The 18,885-nt window shown below is 69.8% G+C and carries 19 protein-coding genes; 14 read left to right on the forward strand and 5 right to left on the reverse strand.

Annotation, left to right across the window (positions count from 1 at the left end):
- Positions 1-81 precede the first annotated feature (81 nt).
- From K2M58_RS04990 to K2M58_RS05030, 9 genes are all read left to right on the forward strand, one after another.
- Positions 82-1,284, forward strand: a complete 1,203-nt coding sequence (locus K2M58_RS04990) for a LysM peptidoglycan-binding domain-containing protein (RefSeq protein WP_220678528.1) — start codon at positions 82-84, stop codon at positions 1,282-1,284.
- 91 nt (positions 1,285-1,375) lie between these two features.
- On the forward strand, positions 1,376-2,128 hold the full coding sequence (gene nadE, locus K2M58_RS04995) for an NAD(+) synthase (RefSeq protein WP_220678529.1): 753 nt from the start codon (positions 1,376-1,378) through the stop codon (positions 2,126-2,128).
- A gap of 46 nt (positions 2,129-2,174) precedes the next feature.
- Positions 2,175-2,909, forward strand: coding sequence for a YebC/PmpR family DNA-binding transcriptional regulator (locus K2M58_RS05000; RefSeq protein WP_220678530.1), 735 nt, complete (start codon positions 2,175-2,177; stop codon positions 2,907-2,909).
- Positions 2,910-2,970: 61 nt separating this feature from the next.
- The gene (locus tag K2M58_RS05005) at positions 2,971-3,336 is read left to right on the forward strand and encodes a hypothetical protein (protein ID WP_220678531.1); all 366 of its coding nucleotides are present in this window, start codon (positions 2,971-2,973) and stop codon (positions 3,334-3,336) included.
- Positions 3,337-3,542: 206 nt separating this feature from the next.
- The gene (gene ruvC / locus K2M58_RS05010) at positions 3,543-4,067 is read left to right on the forward strand and encodes a crossover junction endodeoxyribonuclease RuvC (protein WP_220678532.1); all 525 of its coding nucleotides are present in this window, start codon (positions 3,543-3,545) and stop codon (positions 4,065-4,067) included.
- Positions 4,060-4,716, forward strand: coding sequence for a Holliday junction branch migration protein RuvA (ruvA, locus tag K2M58_RS05015; RefSeq protein ID WP_220678533.1), 657 nt, complete (start codon positions 4,060-4,062; stop codon positions 4,714-4,716). Before ruvC ends, ruvA begins: the two co-directional genes overlap by 8 nt.
- Positions 4,717-4,869: 153 nt before the next feature.
- Positions 4,870-5,937 carry a Holliday junction branch migration DNA helicase RuvB gene (ruvB, locus tag K2M58_RS05020; protein WP_066198524.1) on the forward strand — a complete coding sequence of 356 codons (1,068 nt, stop codon included), beginning with the start codon at positions 4,870-4,872 and terminating at the stop codon, positions 5,935-5,937.
- A 22-nt stretch (positions 5,938-5,959) separates the two neighbouring features.
- Entirely contained in the window at positions 5,960-6,181 is a 222-nt protein-coding gene (locus K2M58_RS05025; protein ID WP_066198527.1) for a DUF2905 domain-containing protein, read from the forward strand.
- Between the two features lie 174 nt (positions 6,182-6,355).
- On the forward strand, positions 6,356-8,629 hold the full coding sequence (locus K2M58_RS05030; RefSeq protein WP_220678534.1) for a SpoIID/LytB domain-containing protein: 2,274 nt from the start codon (positions 6,356-6,358) through the stop codon (positions 8,627-8,629).
- Between the two features lie 119 nt (positions 8,630-8,748).
- Here the strand turns inward: K2M58_RS05030 and K2M58_RS05035 are convergent, their stop codons facing one another.
- From K2M58_RS05035 to K2M58_RS05050, 4 genes are read right to left on the reverse strand one after another with little or no spacing between them, the layout of a single operon-like run.
- Complete coding sequence (locus tag K2M58_RS05035) at positions 8,749-9,819, reverse strand: glycosyltransferase family 4 protein (protein WP_220678535.1); 1,071 nt, start codon at positions 9,817-9,819, stop codon at positions 8,749-8,751.
- A gap of 8 nt (positions 9,820-9,827) precedes the next feature.
- Positions 9,828-11,024, reverse strand: a complete 1,197-nt coding sequence (locus K2M58_RS05040; protein WP_220678536.1) for a glycosyl transferase — start codon at positions 11,022-11,024, stop codon at positions 9,828-9,830.
- Positions 11,017-12,177, reverse strand: a complete 1,161-nt coding sequence (locus tag K2M58_RS05045) for a glycosyltransferase family 4 protein (RefSeq protein ID WP_220678537.1) — start codon at positions 12,175-12,177, stop codon at positions 11,017-11,019. Before K2M58_RS05045 ends, K2M58_RS05040 begins: the two co-directional genes overlap by 8 nt.
- Positions 12,174-13,277: a nucleotidyltransferase family protein gene (locus K2M58_RS05050; protein WP_220678538.1), complete on the reverse strand. Its 1,104-nt coding sequence runs from the start codon at positions 13,275-13,277 to the stop codon at positions 12,174-12,176. Before K2M58_RS05050 ends, K2M58_RS05045 begins: the two co-directional genes overlap by 4 nt.
- Positions 13,278-13,789: 512 nt before the next feature.
- Between K2M58_RS05050 and K2M58_RS05055 the strand changes: the two genes are divergently transcribed.
- The 4 genes from K2M58_RS05055 (at position 13,790) to yajC (ending at position 17,572) form a co-directional block, all read left to right on the forward strand.
- The gene (locus K2M58_RS05055; RefSeq protein WP_220678803.1) at positions 13,790-14,794 is read left to right on the forward strand and encodes a DUF1861 family protein; all 1,005 of its coding nucleotides are present in this window, start codon (positions 13,790-13,792) and stop codon (positions 14,792-14,794) included.
- A gap of 9 nt (positions 14,795-14,803) precedes the next feature.
- Positions 14,804-15,976 carry a tRNA preQ1(34) S-adenosylmethionine ribosyltransferase-isomerase QueA gene (gene queA, locus K2M58_RS05060; protein ID WP_220678539.1) on the forward strand — a complete coding sequence of 391 codons (1,173 nt, stop codon included), beginning with the start codon at positions 14,804-14,806 and terminating at the stop codon, positions 15,974-15,976.
- On the forward strand, positions 15,957-17,150 hold the full coding sequence (gene tgt, locus K2M58_RS05065; protein ID WP_220678540.1) for a tRNA guanosine(34) transglycosylase Tgt: 1,194 nt from the start codon (positions 15,957-15,959) through the stop codon (positions 17,148-17,150). The genes queA and tgt overlap by 20 nt, the downstream gene beginning before the upstream one ends.
- Before the next feature lie 89 nt (positions 17,151-17,239).
- Positions 17,240-17,572 carry a preprotein translocase subunit YajC gene (gene yajC / locus K2M58_RS05070; RefSeq protein ID WP_220678541.1) on the forward strand — a complete coding sequence of 111 codons (333 nt, stop codon included), beginning with the start codon at positions 17,240-17,242 and terminating at the stop codon, positions 17,570-17,572.
- Between the two features lie 19 nt (positions 17,573-17,591).
- Here the strand turns inward: yajC and K2M58_RS05075 are convergent, their stop codons facing one another.
- Positions 17,592-17,960: a TIGR04086 family membrane protein gene (locus tag K2M58_RS05075; RefSeq protein WP_220678542.1), complete on the reverse strand. Its 369-nt coding sequence runs from the start codon at positions 17,958-17,960 to the stop codon at positions 17,592-17,594.
- A 127-nt stretch (positions 17,961-18,087) separates the two neighbouring features.
- On the opposite strand from K2M58_RS05075, the gene K2M58_RS05080 reads away from it, so the two are divergent.
- The gene (locus K2M58_RS05080; protein ID WP_220678543.1) at positions 18,088-18,822 is read left to right on the forward strand and encodes a DUF421 domain-containing protein; all 735 of its coding nucleotides are present in this window, start codon (positions 18,088-18,090) and stop codon (positions 18,820-18,822) included.
- The last annotated feature ends 63 nt before the right edge of the window (positions 18,823-18,885 follow it).

An 18,885-nucleotide genomic window follows, 5' to 3' on the forward strand; every position in this document is an offset into this window, starting at 1 on the left:
GAATCAGGCGGCCCGGAGGGGGACCTCGACCGACCGGCGGGCATAGACTGTGAGCGACACTGCCCGCGGGAGGTCAGAACCTTGAAGCTTCACATCGTACAGCCTGGTGAGACGCTGGCGGCGATCGCCGCCCGCTACGGCGTGTCGGAGGCGGAACTTCTGGCGGCAAACGGCCTTCACGCGCCGCCGGACGTCGGGACGAAGCTCGTCATCCCGACCCCGCCGGCCGGAGCGGGAGAAGGGCGGCGGAAGCGGCCGCCGCTTCGGGTGCGGCCTGCCGCCGTGCACCGGCCGGGGCTCTTTGCCGAGGTGGAGGCGGTCGAGGCGGCATCCGCCCCGCCGACGACCTCCGCCGGGGAAGCGGGCGGCACCGGCGTGGAGGCGCCGGGCGCTCCGGCCGAAGCGGCCGCCGGCGTGGCCGCTCAGGCGTCGGGGGCAGAGTCGTCCACCGCATTGCCGGGGCCGCAGGCGTCGGTCGAAGCGGCGGAAGAAGGGGCGGAGGGGGGTGCTCGGGCGTCTTCCGCCGGAGCGCCGGTTGCCGGATCCGAGGCCGAAGCCGGGGCATCCGGCGCCCTCGCCGGTGCGGAAGCGAGGCGGGCGGCCGAAGCCGGCGCTTCCGGCGCGGACGCCGGGGCCGCGGCCCTTCCGGCGGCAGACGATTCGGCGCCGGGGCGGCCGGCGCCCGGAAAGCCCCGGGTCGTCATCGGCCGGAAGCCGGAGCGGCCGGCTGCGGACGGTCCGGTCGACTTGACGCTGGCGGCGGGCGATCCGTTTCTCGGCTTTTTCCGGCCGACGTCGGTCCATCCGGCCGCCGTTGATCCGGCCTTCGGCCTTCCGCCGGTTCCGCCCGGCGATCCGGTGCCCGTTTTCGCTCGACCGCCTGATGGCCCGCCTTTGGCCGCCGGGCCGGTCCCCTGGGCCTTCTCGCCGGCGCCTCCGGCGCTTCCGATTCTGCCGGCGTCGTTTCCGTGGGGGTATCCCCCCGGCCCGTGCGGGCCCTTCCCGCTTCCGGCGTTCGTCCCGGTCGGCGCGCCGGCGAACGTTTTCCCGGCGTCCGGCCCCTTCTTTCCCTCCGGCGGTCCGGCGCCGGCGACTTCGAAGCCGATGGTCCCGCCTGCCTCGCCGGCGCCGCCCGCCGGTCGCTCGGCGGCGCCGGAACGGGCGCCGGTCCTCGAGCGGCCGCCGTCGCCTGAGCTCCGGCCGACGTCCGCCGAAGCGCCGGCGGAGGCCTGGGCGGTGGACGGCTGGTTCGATGACGGGGAGAGGGGGGACAAGGAGGAATAACCGCCGCACGGCCATTGCCGCTCCGGCCCGCGAGCGGCGCGCCCGATTGTCCGGGGCGCGCCTTTTTTTTATAATGTCGAGGGGGATGCCCATGGACCGCTTTCGTCGCGCCCTCGAGGCGTACCGCCGGCGGGTGGCGGACGATGCCGCGCGGCGGGCGGCGTTCATCCGGGAGCGGGTGGCCGCCGCCGGCGCCCGGGGAGCGATCGTCGGGCTTTCCGGCGGGCTCGACTCCGCCGCCGTCGCCGGGCTTCTCGCCCGGGCCCTCGGTCCGGAGGGCGCCTGGGGCATGTGGATCGGCATCGAGTCGACGCCGGCCTACCGGGAGCGGGCCCGGGCGGTCGCCGACGCGTTCGGGCTCCGGTGGCTCGACGTCGACCTGTCGGCGGCGCTCGCCGCGTTTTCGGAAGCGCTTCGCCCGGCCGTCACCCTCGATCGCCGGGCGGCCGGCAACACGAAGGCGCGCCTTCGCATGGCTGCCCTCTATGCGGTGGCCAACGCCGAAGGCCTGCTTGTCGCCGATACGACGAACCGTTCGGAGGCGTACGTCGGCTATGTGACGAAGGGCGGCGATGCGGTGGCGGATTTCAATCCGCTTCTTACGCTGACCAAAAGCGAGGTCCGGATCCTCGCCGAGCACCTCGGCGTGCCGCCGGCGGTGCTGGCGGCGGCGCCGAGCGCCGATCTCTGGCCGGGGCAGACGGATGAGGCGGAGCTCGGCTTCGGTTACGAGGCGCTCGATCGGTTTTTGCTGACGGGAGAAGGAGATGAGGCCGTGATCCGCCGGATCCGAGCGCTCCACGCCGCCTCCCGCCACAAGCGGGAACCGATGCCGTTCATCTAAAGGCGGCCGGCCGAACGACCGGCCGCTTTGAGATGGGGGGGAGACGGTGGCCGGACATTCGAAATGGCATAATATCAAATACCGCAAGGGCCGACAGGACGCCAAAAAAGCCCAGCTCTTCACGAAAATTTCCAATGAAATTTACGCCGCCGTCCGGATGGGCGGCGCCAACCCCGAGACGAACGCCCGGCTTCGGGCGGCGATCCAGAAGGCGCGGGACATCCGCATGCCGCTCGACAACATCGAGCGGACGATCAAAAAAGCGACCGGCGAGTTCGGCGGCGCCGCGTACGAAGCGGCGATCTACGAAGGGTACGGTCCCGGCGGGGTGGCGATCCTCGTCGAAGCGCTGACCGACAACCGGAACCGGACCGCCGCCCGCATCCGGCACCTCTTTGCCAAACACGGCGGGAGCCTCGGCGAAAGCGGCTGCGTCGCTTATCTGTTCGCGGAAAAGGGGGAGATCGTCCTCGACCGGGCCGGCGCCGACGAGGAGGCGATCCTGGCGACGGCGCTTCAGGCCGGCGCCGAGGACGTCGACATCGGGGAGGAGGAGGCCGTCGTCTTCGCCGCGCCGGAGGCGATCGACGCCGTGCAGGCGGCGTTTGCGGCGGCGGGTTTTTCCGTTCGGTCGGCCAAGGTGACGCGGGTGCCGTCGGTGACGGTCCCGGTCGCCGGTGAGGTGGCCGAAGCCAACCTCGCCCTCCTCGAGGCGCTGGAGGACGAAGACGACGTGAGCGAAGTCTATGCCAACCTCGAGGTCGAAACGGAAGGCGCATAACATCCGTCTCCTCGGCGCACGCTAAACCCACCGAAACGAACGGCAGAAGGGGGCGGAGATCATGCGTCGCTGGCTCAAGCGGATGCTCCGGCGGCTTTTCGGCCGGATGCCGGCCCGATCTCTCGCCTGGGACGGTCGACAGCTCCCGTTCGTCCGGGCGCCGGGGCGAACGCTCCGGCGATGGACGATGGCCTTCGCGGTCGGACTCCTTGGCCTTTCGCCGTTGCCGGTCTCGGCGGCCGCCGCGCCGTCGTCCGTCGGGGGAGAGCCGGCCCTCCTCGGCTTGAGTCCGGACGGCACCGCCGTCGTCGCCGTCGCCGGCCGGGCGGCGCCGGAGTTTTGGGAGGCCTTTTTCCGCCTCGACGGAAAACAGGTGGAAGTCTTCGGTCCGAAATCGACCGCCCCGGCGGCCGCCGAGCGCCGCTGACGGGGCGGTTTTGCATGAGCGATCCGCCGTTCGGGTTTCGCCGTTTGCGGGGGGATCGCTCCGCTGTCTTAAGCGGGATCGCCGGGCCGTTCGCGGGGCGATCGCGCCGCCGTTTGCGCCGGGCCCTCCCCGTTGTCCTGGGCGCCGCCGACTGGTACAATGAGGGAAGACCACCAAAGCGCGATCGAACCAGGAGAGGGAGGGCCTTGCGCATCATCGGCATCGATCCCGGCGTCGGCCGGGTGGGGTACGGCGTCGTCGAGGCGGACGGCGACCGCTGGCGGGCCATCGCCTACGGCGTCATCGCGACGGAACCCGGCCGGCGGCCGGCGGATCGGCTGCTTGCGATCGCCGAGGCGCTCGAGGCGCTCCTTCGGCAGACGGATCCGCAGGCGGCGGCGGTGGAGCGGCTCTTTTTTAAGGCGAACGTGACGACGGCGATGGCCGTGAGCGAAGCGCGGGGCGTGATCCTCCTCGTCCTCGGGCGTCGCGGCCTAAACGTCGCGGAATACACGCCGGCGGAGGTCAAACAGGCGATCGCCGGGAACGGCCGGGCCGACAAAGGCCAGATGCAGGCGATGGTCCGCTTGCTCCTCGGCCTCCCGGCGCCGCCTGCGCCGGACGACGCCGCCGACGCCCTGGCGCTCGCGCTGGCCCACGGGCAGCGGTTCCGCTTTGACCGGCGGATCGCCGCCGGCGGAAGGGGCGAGGAGGCGGCGCGGCGTGTTTGACCGCCTGCGGGGCCGCGTCCTCGAGGCGGCCGAGGGGCGGATCGTCCTCGACGTCGGCGGCGTCGGCTTCGAGGTCTGGGTCGACGACCCGGCCGCCTTCGGGCCGGGGGAGGAAGCGACGGTCTACGTCCACGCCCTGTTCCGGGAAGACGCCCTCGCCCTTTACGGTTTTGCCCGCCGGGAGGCGCGGAACATGTTCCGCCTGCTCATCGCCGCAAGCGGCGTCGGGCCGAAGGGGGCGCAGGCGGCACTCCGGACGTATCCGCCGGAAAAGCTCGCCCTTTTCATCCTGCGGGAAGATGTCGCGGCGCTTCGGGCCATTCCCGGCGTCGGGCCGAAGACCGCCCGCCGGCTCATCGTCGAGCTCAAAGATCGGCTAAAAAAGGCGTACGGCGACCGGTCGGCAGAACGGCCGGAGGCGGCTTCCCCCTTCGGCGGCGCCGGCCGGATACCGTCGGACGGTCGGGACGCGGCCGGGGCGTCGGTCGCCGATGCGGTGGACGCGCTCCTCGTTCTCGGCATTCCGGAGGGAGAAGCCCGGCGGGCGGTGGAGGCGGTCCTTCAGGCCGGCGGCGAGGCCGGGAGCACCGAAGCGCTCCTTCGGGCGGCGCTCCGGCAGCTCGACCGGACCGGTCGATCGCCGGCATGAGGCGTCGGGTTCGGCCGGCGGGGAAGCACCGGCGGCGATGGCCCGGGGGGCGGACGGCGGGAGGACCGGGACGGGGCGATCGGGAGTCGGTCGGAGGAAGGACGGGACGGCGTTGGAACGGAAGGGGGGAGCCCGGCGTCCGGCCGGGGGACGATGGACGGCGAACGGTTTATCGCATCTCACCGGCTTCCGGAAGACGAGGAGCCGCCGACGCTCCGGCCGCGGACGTTTGACGAGTACGTCGGCCAGAAGCGGGTCAAAGAAAATCTCAAAGTGTACATCGAAGCGGCCCGGCGGCGCCGGGAGCCCCTCGATCACGTCCTCCTGTACGGCCCGCCGGGGCTCGGCAAGACGACGCTTGCGGGGATCATCGCCGCCGAACTCGGCGTACGCCTCCGGGTGACGACGGGGCCGGCGATCGAGCGGGCCGGCGATCTCGCGGCGATCCTCACCAACCTCGAGCCGGGCGATGTGCTCTTCATCGACGAGATCCACCGGCTGGCGAGGGCGGCCGAAGAAGTGCTTTACGCGGCGATGGAAGATTTTCGCCTGGACATCGTGATCGGCAAGGGGCCGATGGCGCGGACGCTCCGGCTGGATCTGCCGCCGTTTACGCTCATCGGCGCGACGACCCGGGCGGGGCTTTTGTCGGCGCCGCTTCGGGACCGCTTCGGCGTCATCCACCGGCTCGATTATTATGCGCCGGACGAACTCGAGGAGATCGTCCGGCGGTCGGCGGCCCGCCTCGGGATCGCCGTCGCGCCGGAGGCGGCCCGGGCGATCGCCGCCCGGGCCCGCGGCACGCCCCGGATCGCCAACCGGCTTCTCCGGCGGGTGCGGGACTTTGCCGAGGTGGAGGGCGACGGGACGATCACCCTCGCGGCGGCGGAACGGGCCCTCGACCGGATGGAGGTCGACCGCCTCGGCCTCGACCTCGTCGACCGGCGATATCTCACCGCCTTGATGGAGACGTACGCCGGCGGGCCGGCGGGGCTCGAGGCGATCGCCGCCTCCATCGGGGAAGACGCCCGGACGTTGGAGGATGTCGTCGAGCCGTACCTCCTCATGCTCGGCCTGATCGGCCGAACGCCCCGGGGGCGGATCGCCACCGAGCGGGCCTATCGTCACTTCGGCCTCGCGCCGCCGAGGCCGCCGGAGGAGGCCTCGGCGGCCGGGGACGCGGCGGTGCCGACGTTGTGGGACGCCGCTTGCGACGGTTAACGGCTAAAGGAGGGGGATGGTGATGGGGACGGGGTTTGCCCGATGGCTCATCGTCATCGGCATCGTGTTCATTGCGGTGGGGCTTCTCTGGTCGGCCCTCGGCCGCTTCTTTCCCCTCGGCCGGCTTCCGGGGGATTTTTACTGGGAAAAAGACGGCGTGAGCGTCTACTTTCCGCTGGCGACGTCGATCCTCGTGAGCATCGTGCTCTCCATCGTCCTGACGCTTCTCGTCCGGCTCCGCTGAGTCCGGCTGCGCCGACGGGCGGCCGGGGGCGCCGCCGTCCCGTCCTGCGGCGCACCGCCGGGCCGTCGGGCGGGCGCGACCGAACGCGGGTGGATCACGGTTTGCCGAGGCCCGGCGCCGGCGGGACTTCCGCCCGGCGACCGGGCGCCTTCGGCCCGGAAAGGAGAGGCTAAGGTGCCCCGGCGATGGCTTCGCTGGTTGATCCTCATCGTCGCCCTCTTGCTCACCCTCTCGTTCATCCTGCCGTATTTTGTGCCGTTTTTCGCCCTGGCCTCCCCCTCCGACGGGCCGACGGTCCGGATCGCCCTCTTTCTGGAGACGGCCGACGGCCGGCTTCCGGCGATCGACGACGTGACCGTCACCGCCGTCGACCTCGCCCGACGGGAAGTGAACGGCGGGCTCCGGCCGAGTTTCGCCGGCGTGGCGCTCCCGCCGGCGGGGAACGATCGGACGAGCCTCCGCCTTGGGCTGAACGGCTACCGACTCCGGCTTTTGGAGACGCCCAATCCGGAGGAGGCGCTTCGGGCGGCCCAATTTTTCTCCGCCAAGGGGCTGAAGACGGTGCTTACGACCGCGACCGCCGGCGGGAAGACCGTGTACCGGCTGGAAAGCCCCGCCTACGCCGCCCTGTCCGGCGGGGGGAGCCGGCCGAACGCCCTGGCTGCCGTCGAGCCGGCTTACCGACAGGCGCTGGCCGCCTTCCGCCCCGGCGCACAGCCCAGGCGGATCGGCCCGTGGGGCTTTTTTGCCGCTTTCGAGTCCCCTGAGAAGGCCGCCGCCGCGGCGGACCGGCTGCAGGCGGCCGGTTACGAGGCGGTTTTGGCGTATCGGGTGCAAAACGGAAAAGCGGCCGTCGGCGTTTTTTTCGGCGCGGCGGCCGACGAGGCGGGGCGGACGGCGCTTCTCGGGGAGATCGGTCCGCGCCTCGCCGCGCTCCTCGGCGCCTCGGCGAAGCCGGACCCGGTCGGGCCGACCGACCCGGTCGTCTTGAGCGAACGGGACGTCCTTTTCGGCGCGCCGGGGAACGCCGTCGAGCGGCTTCGGGTGCCCCTCGCCGGCGAGCTCGCCGTCGCCTCGGGCGGCGGCGCCGTTCGGGTCGAGGAGAAAAAGGACGGCCGATCGTACCGCGGCCAGATCGTCGTCACGGCGGCCTCCGGCCGCCTGGCGGTGATCAACGCTCTGCCGCTGGAGGCCTATCTCTACGGCGTCGTCGGCGTTGAAATGGCGAGCGGGTGGCCGATGGAGGCGCTAAAGGCGCAGGCGGTCCTCGCCCGGACGTACGCCCTCGGCAATCTGAAAAAATACGGCGTGGCCGACCTGTCGGATACGACTTACGATCAGGCGTATGAAGGCCTCGACCGGGAGGCGGCGGACGTCCGGCAGGCGGTCGACGCCACCCGCGGCGAGGTGCTCACCGTCGGCGGCCGCCCGGCCCAGGCGCTTTACTCGAGCAACGCCGGCGGGATGAGCGCCCATGGGACGGAAGTGTGGGGGAACGACGTCTCTTATCTTCGGCCGGTGCCGAGCCCCGACGACGCCCCGCTTCGGGCGGCGCCCCTCTGGTACCGGATTCAGCGGTCCGACGGCCGCATCGGCTACGTCCACGGCGCTTACGTCCGGCCGACCGGCGGGACGAACGCCGCCGGCTTCCCCTACGGGATCATCACCGGTGATAACGTCAACTTCCGGCCGTCCCCGGGGACGGAGCGGGCGCCGATCGGGACGCTGGCGAGGGGGGAGTACGTCGTCCTGCTGGAGGCCGTCCGGCAGAACAACGCCTACCGCTGGATGGAGCGGCCGTACACCGGTCTTGAGCTGATGCAGATGTTGAACGATCGGGCGGCCGCCGCCCTTCCGGCGCCGCTGACGGTGCCGGTGGAGCGGCTGGCCGTCGCCGAGCGGGGACCGAGCGGCCGCGTGCTCGCCCTCGCCGTCGACGACCTGCTCCTTCGTCCGAAGGCGCCGGATTCCTTTCGCGCCTTTCTCGCCCCCCGCGGGGAGGCCGGCGTCCGGAGCACCCGGTTTGACGTCGAAGCGATGGGCGAGCTGGCGATCTTGGGCGCCGGCGGGCGTCTTCGGGCCCTCCCGGAAAAGGGCGCCGCCGTCTCGGCCGTGCAAAGCGGCGGCCGGGTGACGGCCAGCGTGGGGGGGCCGTCCGGTGAGATCGTCCTCCTCGGCGGGAAGCCGGCAGGCGTCGCCGGCGCCCGTCTTTCGGCGGCGCTTCCGGCGAGCTTTGCCCTGCTGGAGGATGAGGGCGCCCTCGCCCCGGACGGCCGGCCGGTGCGGGTGGCGAGCCTGGTGCCGGCCTTCCGGCTGGTCGGTTACGGTTACGGCCACGGCCTCGGCCTGTCCCAGTACGGCGCCAAGGCGCTCGCCGAGGCCGGAAAAAGCTACGCATCCATCCTGCAGCACTACTTTCAAGGAGCGGCCCTCGAGCGGCGATACTGAGGCGCGCCGACCCAGGCGCTCGTTCCGGCGATGCGCATTGCCGGCGGTCCGATCGGCGCCGGGGAGCATCCCACCACGCAAAAAACGGCCCATCGCGAAGGATGGGCCGTTTTTATGGCTCACCGGCCGGCGGCCTCCCGGCTTTGCCGGTCGAGGACGGTCCGGTAGGCGGCGACGTATCCTTCCGCCATCGCCCGGTAGGAAAACCGCGCTTCGGCCCGCCGGCGGATCAAGCGGCGGTCGAGGGCGGGAATCCGCTCGAGCGCTCGCACCGCCTCGTCGACGGTATCGACGACGAAGCCCGTCACGCCGTCTTCGACGACCTCCGGCACCGCGCCGCGGCGGAAGCCGACGACCGGCGTCCCGGTGGCCTGGGCTTCCGCCAGCACGAGGCCGAACGGCTCGGGCGCCCGGACGAGGTGCAAGAGGGCATACGCCCGTCCGAGGAGCACGTCCCGCTCCTTCGGGCCGACCTCCCCCACGTACTCGACGGTCCGGCCGTCGATCGCCGGCCGGATGCGGGTCTCAAAAAATTCCCGTTCCCCGTCCGGGACGGGGCCAGCGAGGATGAGCCGCCGCCCGCTCCTTCGGGCGACCTCGATCGCGAGGTCTGCCCCCTTTACCCGGCCGACGCGACCGAGGAAGACGAGGTCTTCACCCGGCGTCTCCACCGGCGTAAACGCGTCCAGCCGGATGCCGTTGTAGACGGTGGCCACGTAGTTAAGCTCCGGGGCCCCCGCCCGCTCCGCGTCGCTGATCGACACGTACGGCAGGTGCCGAAAGCGGCGATAGGCCGCCCGGGCGTCGGGCTCGAGGAGCGCCGCGCCGTGGAGGGTCGTGAGGACCGGCGTCCGGATGAGGCCGGCGAACGGAAGCGGCAGGTAGTTGTGGTGGTTGTGCAAAAGATCAAGGCCGAGGGCGTCGGCGGCCGCGAGGGCGTGTCCGATGTGGATGAGCTCGTACGGCCGCGGCGGCAGATCCGGCCGCTCCGAGAGGGGCCCCGGCACGACGGCGACGAGCCGGCCGGCCGGCCGGCTGTCGGCGGTGGCGAAGACGACGACGTCGTGGCCGAGCTCGACGAGCCCTTGGGCCAGGTTGGCGACGACGAGCTCCCAGGGCCCGTATTTGTCCGGCGGCGTCCGGTGGGCGACCGGCGCGAGAAGCCCGATACGAAGTTTTGTCATCAACATCCCCCGGCTCAGCGGACCGGCGCCGCCGCACGGGACAGCGTCCGGTCGATCCAGACGGCATCCCCCTCGGCGCGAATCCGCCAGGCGGCCGTCCCGGCCGACGCCGAGCGGGCGAGGGTGGCAAGGTGCCGCTCTTCGGTGAGCAGGTAGCTCAAAAGCGCCTCAGCGCCGGCGTTTTCGTTCGGCCCCGTCGGCGAAAGCCCGTCGTAGGCCGCCCCCTCCTCGGCGTCGACCATCGGCACGCCGAGGGCGTTGGCGCCGTAAAACCAGTCTCGGGCGGCCCGGACGGCCTCGGCGTACCGCCCGTCGCCGGTCGACGCGTGGGCGGCGTCGGCGGCCAGGGCGAGCTTGAAAACGTCCAGCGGCTGGGCGTCCCACTCGGCGATCCGATCGCGGCTCCCCCAGCCGCGGTTCCCGACCGGCCGGACGACCGGCGGATGACCGTAGTAGGTGAGGCCGAGGAGAAAATCGAGCGCTTCGATCGCCACCGACCGGGCCTCTCGATTCCCGGTCGCCCGCGCCGCCTTGAGGAGTCCCCACGGCAGGATGCCGTTGGCGTAGGTGAGCCGAGGTTCAAACCACCGCCACCGACCGTCGCTCTCCTGAGCAAACCGTTCCAGGAGGGTGCGCGTGCCCCGTTCGAGGAAGCGAAGGAGCGCCTCCCGCTCCTCCCCGTCGCCGCCTGCCCCCGGTCGGCGGGCTTCCGCCGAAAGCGCCCGAAGCCGTTCGGCGGCGGCGGCGAGGGCGTAGGCGATTCCGCGGGAAGCCGTGATCGTCTCGACCACCGGAAGCGCCCGGCGGAAGAGCATCGCCGCCACCCGCCGGTGCGCCCGCTTCGGCAGCGTCCGGGCCGCGTAGGCGAGGGCGTAGAGGGCCCGTCCCTGCGTGTCGTCCGACGGCGGCCGGGCTTCTTTTTCCCGGGTGTAGTGAAAATCGTTGTGAAAATGGCCGTCCGGCTCCTGGGCCCAGGCAAGGAAGGCGAGGGTCGTCTCGGCGACTGCGAGAAGGCGCCGTTTGAGCTCGCCGTCCGGGAGGCGGCGGGCCCAGGCGGCGGCGAGCCAGAGGGCCCGGGCGTTGTCGTCCGTCGTGTAGCCTTCCCGTCGCTTCGGCACGAGAAAGGCCGCGTGCTCCAAAAGGCCCGTGTCGTCCGTCATGCGGAACAGGTGACGGAACGAGACGCGCCAAGCGATCGGAAGCTCACCCATGGGAAGCGATCCGCTCCTTTCTCCCGGCGATTTCGCTGGCGAGGGCGTAGAAGCGGGCTCCGACCCGGGGCCACCGCATGCCGGCGCCGACGGCCTTCAGGCGGGCGGCGAGCGCCTCCCGGGCTGCATCGTCGCGAAGCAGGCGCCCAAGCCGCTCGGCCCAGGCGGCTTCGTCGCCGTACGGCACGAGGAGATCCGGAAAGTCCCGAAGGAGATCCCGGGCGTACGCGTACGGCGTCGACAGCGTCGGCCGACCGAGGCCGACGGCATAGGCGAGCGTTCCACTCGTGATCTGCCCGAGGCCGGGATACGGCGTCACGTACACGTCCGCCAGGCTCAAAAGTTCCACAAGTTCCGGCTCGTCCAAAAAGCGGTCGATAAAAAGGACGTGCTCGGCGATTCCCAACCGCTCCGCGAGGGCGACGAGCGATTCCCGGTACGCTTCGCCTTCGGCCTTTTTCACTTCCGGATGGGTCTGGCCGGCGATGATGTAGACCGCATCCGGCACGTCGGCGACGACTCGGGCGAAGGCGGGAAGGAAGCGGTCGATGCCTTTCCCTGGCGACAGAAGCCCGAAGGTGAGGACGACCTTCCGGCCGGCGACGCCCCACTTGGCCTTGAGCGCCTCTGCCGGCGCTTCGAGGGGGGCCGGCGCGCCGTGGGGGAGATACCGCACGGCGCGCGGCGAGACGGGATACTGACGGGTGATCCACTCGATGCCGAGGCGGTTCATGACGACGAGGCGGGTGCTCAGTCGGACGATATCGCCGAGGACGTCGGAATACGGCGGCGTCGGCCGGTCGAACACCGTGTGCAGCGTCGTGATGACCGGTTTTTTCAGCCGCTCGAGAAAGTGAAGAACCATCCGGCCGGCTTCGCCGCCGAAGATGCCGAACTCGTGCTGGAGGCTGACGACGTCGACGTCGGAGGCGTTCACCGCGTCGGCGGCCCGAAGGTAGGCGTCCGGATCGTGCTTCGGAAGTGGCCAGATCTCCGGCCCGGACGGCGTCCAGGCGTCCGGGAAGACCGACAGCACCGGAAGCTCCGCCGGCGAAAGGGGGAGAGACCGCATCATCCCCTCGCGAAGATGGGATGTATAGGTCGCGATGCCGCACTTCGTCGGCGGGAAGGTGCTGACGAAAAGAAGCTTCATGGCCGCGCCACCGCTTTCCCGGGCACCGGAGCCTCCGTCCGTTCCGGCCGCACCGCCGCGAGGGATCGGGCCGCCCGGCCGAGTTTGATCACCGCGCCGGCGATGATGAGCCCGAGGGTCGTCTCGGCCCGGTCGCCGAGGATGCTGTCGTGCACCGTACACGACGGCGCGACGGCGGCACCGTTCCAGAGGATCGTCCGGACGACTTCCGCCTCGTCGCCGATCCGGGCGCCGTCTCCGATGACAGCGTACGGCCCGACGACGGCGCCGTCGCCGATGTAGACGCCGTCCCCGATCAGGACCGGCGGCCGGAGGACGACCCCCTTGCCGAGGCGCACCCGTCGGCCGAGGCGGATCCCCGGTTCCGCTTCCGGCGGAAGGAGCGGCAGGGCAAAGCGTCCGTCAAGGAGGTCCCAGTGGGCGACGCGGTAGCGCTCCGGCGTCCCGATGTCCATCCAGTACCCGTTCAGGCGGGCGCCGTAGATCCGTTCGCCGGCGTCGATGAGCGCCGGGAAGGTCTCCCGTTCGATGGAAACTTCCCGACCGGGCGGGATCGCCCGGAGCGCCGCCTTTTCCATGACGTAGACGCCAGCGTTGATGAGGTTCGACGGCGCTTCTTCCCGGCGGGGCTTTTCGACGAAACGGCGGATGCGGCCGTCTTCCTCGAGGGCGACGACGCCGTAGGCGCTCGGGTCGTCCACTTCGGTGAGGCCGATCGTGACAAGCGCCCGCCGCATATCATGGAAGCGAACGAGGGGTCGCACGTCGATCAGGTGCACGACGTCGGCGTTGACGACGAGAAATCGCTCTTCGAGGAACGCTTCGGCGTTTTTGATCGCGCCGGCCGTGCCGAGGAGCGTCTCTTCCCGCGCATAGACGATCTCCACCCCCAGCCGTCGCCCGTCGCCGAAGTGACGTTCGATCACTTCGGGAAAATGTTTCACCGCGAGGACAAAACGCGAGACGCCTTCGTTTTTGAGATGCCGGATCAGGGATTCCAACCAGGGGCGATTGCCGAGCGGTGCCATCGGCTTCGGGAGATCGTCGGTGAGCGGTCTAAGCCGCGTGCCGAGACCGCCTGCCAGAAGCAATGCCTGCACGTCGAATCCCTCCTTTTTCGTTCCCGCCGGGTCCGCGCGCCGGTCCGGCGGGCGCATCACCGGGCGATCGACCTTTTGCCCTCCGCGACGATCGACGGGGCGCTGGGGGATTATGTCAATATCATTATGTTCGTCTTTTCCCCGCGCGTCAAGGGTTCGGTCAAAAAAGGTCAAACTCGGTCCGTTGATGCGGCGCCGGGGAACGGTCTCATGGCCCCGCCGTTCGGCGGCCCCGGACCAAACTTCGGCCGATGAACGCTGTCGCCGCGCCGGACCGCTCCCTCGGGCGCGCTCCTAGTGTGGCCCGAAGCGGAGCGATTCTATCCCTCCGGACCTCTCTTTACAGTCTCCGGTTCGAACGCTATAGTATGTTAGGATTGTTCGTCCACCCCGTCGGGCGGCCGCCAAAATAACCGTTCGGAGCGGGGCACACACTAAACGGGACATCCGGGTGAGGGGGGTCGGCGGTGCCGGAGGCGGAGCGGCCCAAAAGCTGTATCGAATACCGGGACATGTGGCGGCGGCAGAGGGCCCCGACCCGGGCCGAGCAGCTCCACTTTGCCGGCGTCGATGACCGGGACGTCTATAACATCACGGCGCCGTTCCTCGACCGCGGCCGCTGGGTGATCGCCGGGAGGGTGGAGCGGCGGGAAAGCGAGCATTCGGAAACCTACTTTTTCGTTCAATCGGGAGACCGCTGGGAGCCGCTTCGGGAGGCGCCGGTGCTCCCGCTCCAGGATCCGTTCGTCACGCGCATCGCGGACGAGCTTGTCTTCGGCGGCGTCGAGACGTTCATCCATCCCCGGGGTACGCCGCCTCGATTTCTCTGGTGGCGGACGATCCTCTTTCGCGGGCGGGACGTCGGGGATCTCCGGCCGTTTTTCGTCGGCCCGGACGGCATGAAGGACATCCGCCTCGTCGAGCTCGCCGACGGCACCGTCGGCGTTTTCACCCGGCCGCAGGGGAAAAAGGGCGGTCGGGGCAAGATCGGCTTCACCCGGGTGGCGTCGCTGGAGGCGCTGACCCTTGAGGCGATCGAAGAGGCGCCGCTCCTCGAAGGGATGTTCCTTGACGACGAATGGGGCGGGGTCAACGCCGCCTATCTCCTTCCGGACGGGACGCTCGGCGTCCTCGGCCACATCGCCTGCTTCGATCCGGACGGGCGGCGAAACTACTACGCCCTCGTCTTCCGCTTCGATCCCGAGACCCGGCGCTACTGGGACGTCCGGGTGATCGCGGAGCGGGAAAATTTTCTTCCGGGGCCGGCCAAGCGGGACGATCTCACCAACGTCGTCTTTCCGGGCGGGCTCGTCCGCCGGCCGGACGGATGGGCGGAGCTTTACGCCGGCGTGAGCGACGTCGGAGCGCAGAAGCTCATCCTCCCGGACCCGTTTGCCGCCCCGGCTTCGTCCTCGGCCGGCGACGGGCCGGATCGCCGCTCGATGGCCGGCGGCGTTCGGGAGGCAGGAATGCAGGTCATGCACTCCCAGGTCACGCACTCCGAAGAAGGGCGGTGAGGGCGACCGGTGGACGTTTCGCTTTTTGACTATGCGCTTCCGGAAGATCTCATCGCTCAGCGGCCCCTCGAACGGCGGGATGCGTCCCGGTTGATGGTCCTCGACCGCTTCCGGCGGACGATCGAGCACCGGCGATTTGACGCGCTTCCGGATCTCCTCCGACGGGGGGACGTCCTCGTCTTGAACGACTCTCGCGTCATCCCGGCGCGGCTTTTCGGCGAAAAGCCGGAGACCGGCGCCCATGTGGAAGTCCTCCTCTTGCATCCGACGGCCGACGGGCCGGATGTCTGGGCGACCCTCGTCCGGCCGGCGCGCCGGGTGCGGGTGGGGACGGCGCTCGTTTTCGGCCGGGACGGCCGGCGGGGCGCGGCGGACGGCGGTCAGCGGGAAGGCCGGGCCGGCGAAGTCGGGATGGCCCGCTCCGACGAACCGCCTTCCGCCGCCGGGGAGGATCGGGGCGACGGTGTGGGCGAGGCGCCGGGGCGGGAGGAGGCGCCGCTATGGGCCGAGGTCGTCCGAGAAGGGGAAGAGGGGGTACGTTTTCTCCGCTTCCGCTACCGGGGGACCTTTGAGGCGGTCCTTCAGGCCCTCGGCGAGATGCCCCTTCCGCCGTACATCCGGGAGCGGCTCGACGATCCGGAACGCTATCAGACGGTCTTCGCCCGGGAGCCGGGGTCGGTCGCGGCGCCGACGGCCGGCCTTCACTTTACGCCGGAGCTGTTCGACCGGCTGCGGGCCGCCGGCATCGAGACCGTCTTCGTGACGCTCCATGTCGGTCTCGGGACGTTCCGGCCGGTGACGGCGGAGTCGGTGGAGGCCCACCGGATGCACAGCGAATTTTTTCGCGTCTCTCCGGAGGCGGCGGAGGCGCTGAACCGGTTTCGAAGCGAGGGGCGGCGGATCATTGCCGTCGGCACGACCGCCGTCCGGGTGCTCGAGTCGGCAGCGGACGAAGGGGGGCGCATCCGCGCCCGAGAAGGCTGGACGGATCTTTTTATCGTGCCGGGATACCCCTTTCGGGCGGTGGACGGGCTCATCACGAATTTTCACCTGCCGCGCTCGACGCTCCTCATGCTCGTCGCCGCGTTTGCCGGCCGAGCGTTCATCCTCGAAGCGTACCAGGAAGCGATCCGGGAGCGCTACCGGTTTTACAGTTTCGGCGATGCCATGCTCATCCTTTGAGCGGGGAGGGGCCCATCGCCGGAGGAGTGACCGCGGCTTGGCGATCCATTTTGAGCTCATCTATGAGGATCCGAAGACCGGCGCCCGCCTCGGACGGCTTTCGACGCCCCACGGGACGATCGAAACGCCGGCCTTCATGCCCGTCGGGACCCTGGGGACGGTCAAGGCGATGACGCCGGAGGAGCTGGAAGCGCTCGGCGCCCAGATTGTCCTCGCCAACACCTACCATCTCTGGCTCCGCCCGGGGGAAGACGTCGTCCGGGAGGCCGGCGGGCTCCATCGCTTCATGCACTGGTCGCGGCCGATCCTCACCGACAGCGGCGGCTTTCAGGTTTTCAGCCTGAAGGAGCGGCGGCGGATCGAAGAGGAAGGCGTCTACTTCGCCTCCCACCTCGACGGCCGTCCGCTTTTTCTCTCGCCGGAAAAGTCGATCGCGATCCAGAACGCTCTCGGAGCGGACATCATCATGGCCTTCGACGAGTGCCCGCCGTACCCGGCCGACCGCGCCTACGTCGAAGCGTCCCTCGAGCGGACGCTCCGTTGGGCGGAGCGGAGCCTCCGCGCCCACGGGCGGCCGAAGGAACAGTCCCTCTTCGGCATCATCCAGGGCGGAACGTTTCCGGACCTTCGCCGGCGGGCGGCGAAGGCCATCGTCTCCCTTGACTTTCCGGGCTACGCTGTGGGAGGATTAAGCGTAGGGGAACCGAAGCCGGTCATGTATGCCATGCTCGAGGAGACGGTTCCGCTCCTCCCCCGGACGAAGCCCCGTTACCTCATGGGCGTTGGCTCGCCCGACGCGCTGATCGAAGGGGTGATTCGGGGGATCGACCTCTTCGACAGCGTTCTCCCGACCCGGATCGCCCGAAACGGCGCCCTCATGACGTCCGGCGGGCGGCTCGTTATCCGGAACGAGGCGTACGCGCGGGATTTTTCGCCCCTCGACCCGGCGTGCGACTGCTATGCCTGCCGCCATTACACCCGGGCGTACGTCCGGCATCTCATCAAAAGCGACGAGATCCTCGGCCTCCGCCTGACGACGATCCACAACCTCGCCTTCCTCCTGCGCTTCATGGCCGACGTCCGCCGGCACATCCGGGCCGGGACGCTCCTCGAGTTTCGGGACGCGTTTTACGAGGCGTACTACGGCCGGATGCCCGAACATCGAGGGTTTTAAACGCGGGTTTTAACGGAAAAACAGGGACCCCGGCCGCCGGTCTCCTCCGGCCGCCGGCCGAAACCCTGTCGCCGAAAGGGGTCGAACGGATGCTTGCGCCGAACGCGCCGCTTTTTCTGGCCCAGGCCGGCGCCCAGCCCGCCGAGGTGAATCCGTACGCTCAGTATCTGAACTTTATCATCCTGGCGGTCATGTTTCTTTTGTTTTACTTGCTCCTCATCCGGCCGCAACAAAAGCGCCAGAAAGAGCGAAACCGCATGCTCGCCTCCTTGAGCCGCGGCGATAAAGTCGTCACGATCGGCGGCCTGCACGGAACGATCGACCAGCTCACCGACGACACCGTCGTCCTCCGAGTCGGGGATGGCGTCCGGCTCACCTTCGACCGGCAGGCGATCAGCACCGTCATCAAGGACAAAAAGTGATCGCAAAAAAAGCGGCGGCCTACGGCCGCCGTGCGACGCCGATCATCCCCCCGGCGGTGGCGAAGAAAAGCCCGAGGCCGGCGAAGACGAGCCCTTTGGACCCCGGCAGGGTGTCGTAGGCGAGAAAGCCGATGATGCCGAGCCCAAGGGCGTAGAGAAGACCGAGGACGAAGCCGTGCATCCATCCCCGGCGACCGGCGGCAGCGCCGACGATCCATCCGCCGACGACGAGGGCCACGAGGTGAAGCCCGTAGACGACCGGGAGCGCGTGCCGCTCGGAAAACGGCCCGAAGGCGATGAGGGCGGTCAGGGTGATCGTGCCGGCGACCACGATTGCCGCCATGACGCCGAGGGCCCGGGCGTACGTGGAAAGGAGCGATCGTTCCATCTTATCCCCTCCCGACACCATCGTATGCCGCCGGCCGGCACGTCCAGAACTTGACGGCCGTCCCGCCGCATAGCCCGCCTGTTCGACCCGGACACTAAGGGCGAGCATCGGCGGAAGGGGTCGGATGATGCAAGAGTTGTGGGTCATGCTCACCCGCACGCTCATCCTCTACGGCTTCATCCTCGTCACCCTCCGGGTGATGGGCAAGCGGGAGATCGGGAAGCTCTCGGTCTTCGACCTCGTCGTGTCGATCATCATCGCCGAGATCGCCGCCTTTACGATCGACGACACGAAGATGCCCCTCTACAAGGGCCTGCTTCCGATCGCCCTCCTCGCGGCGGTGCAGATCGCCTTTTCGTACCTGTCCTTAAAAAGCCGCCGCTTCCGGGAACTCATCGACGGAAAGCCGAGCCTCATCATCGAAAAGGGAAAGATCCGCGACGCCGAGATGCGCCGGCATCGCTACAACATCGACGACCTCCTGATGCAGCTTCGGGAGAAGGACATCGCCGACCTCGGCGAGGTCGAGTTCGCCTTTCTCGAACCGACGGGGAAGCTGTCGGTGATCAAAAAGCGATCGAAGCAGCCGGTGACGAACGAAGACCTCGGCCGGAACGTCCCGTCGGACGGCCTGATGCTCCCCCTCATCATCGACGGCGAGATCCTTCAGGACAACCTCCGGCGCCTCGGCAAGGACGAGTGGTGGCTGAAGATGCAGCTTCGTTATCACGGGTCGGCGGACGTCAAGGACGTCCTGTTCGCCGGCGCGGACGAGACGGGGCGCTTTTTCGTCGACTACCGGGACGAGGTCGACCCGCCGGATTCGGAAAACGGGGCGGCGAAGCCGGAGGCGCGCCGCTAAAGCATTAAAGCTTCATCTCGCTTCGGGCCCTGTCCGGCGGGCGTCCACACGGTGCCGGTCTCC

It is taken from the genome of Hydrogenibacillus sp. N12 (assembly GCF_019645935.1).
Taxonomy (GTDB): Bacteria; Bacillota; Bacilli; order Thermicanales; family DSM-22653; genus Hydrogenibacillus; species Hydrogenibacillus schlegelii.

Coding starts and splice junctions, on each gene's coding strand:
- K2M58_RS05075 (WP_220678542.1), bottom strand. CDS start 17,960: ATGGAACGATCGCTCCTTTCCACGTACGCCCGGGCCCTCGGCGTCATG.
- K2M58_RS05045 (WP_220678537.1), bottom strand. CDS start 12,177: ATGAAGCTTCTTTTCGTCAGCACCTTCCCGCCGACGAAGTGCGGCATC.
- K2M58_RS05005 (WP_220678531.1), top strand. CDS start 2,971: ATGCGTCGCTGGCTCAAGCGGATGCTCCGGCGGCTTTTCGGCCGGATG.
- ruvB (WP_066198524.1), top strand. CDS start 4,870: ATGGACGGCGAACGGTTTATCGCATCTCACCGGCTTCCGGAAGACGAG.
- K2M58_RS05040 (WP_220678536.1), bottom strand. CDS start 11,024: ATGGGTGAGCTTCCGATCGCTTGGCGCGTCTCGTTCCGTCACCTGTTC.
- yajC (WP_220678541.1), top strand. CDS start 17,240: ATGCTTGCGCCGAACGCGCCGCTTTTTCTGGCCCAGGCCGGCGCCCAG.
- tgt (WP_220678540.1), top strand. CDS start 15,957: ATGCCATGCTCATCCTTTGAGCGGGGAGGGGCCCATCGCCGGAGGAGT.
- nadE (WP_220678529.1), top strand. CDS start 1,376: ATGGACCGCTTTCGTCGCGCCCTCGAGGCGTACCGCCGGCGGGTGGCG.
- K2M58_RS05080 (WP_220678543.1), top strand. CDS start 18,088: ATGCAAGAGTTGTGGGTCATGCTCACCCGCACGCTCATCCTCTACGGC.
- K2M58_RS05055 (WP_220678803.1), top strand. CDS start 13,790: ATGTGGCGGCGGCAGAGGGCCCCGACCCGGGCCGAGCAGCTCCACTTT.
- K2M58_RS05035 (WP_220678535.1), bottom strand. CDS start 9,819: ATGTTGATGACAAAACTTCGTATCGGGCTTCTCGCGCCGGTCGCCCAC.
- K2M58_RS05025 (WP_066198527.1), top strand. CDS start 5,960: ATGGGGACGGGGTTTGCCCGATGGCTCATCGTCATCGGCATCGTGTTC.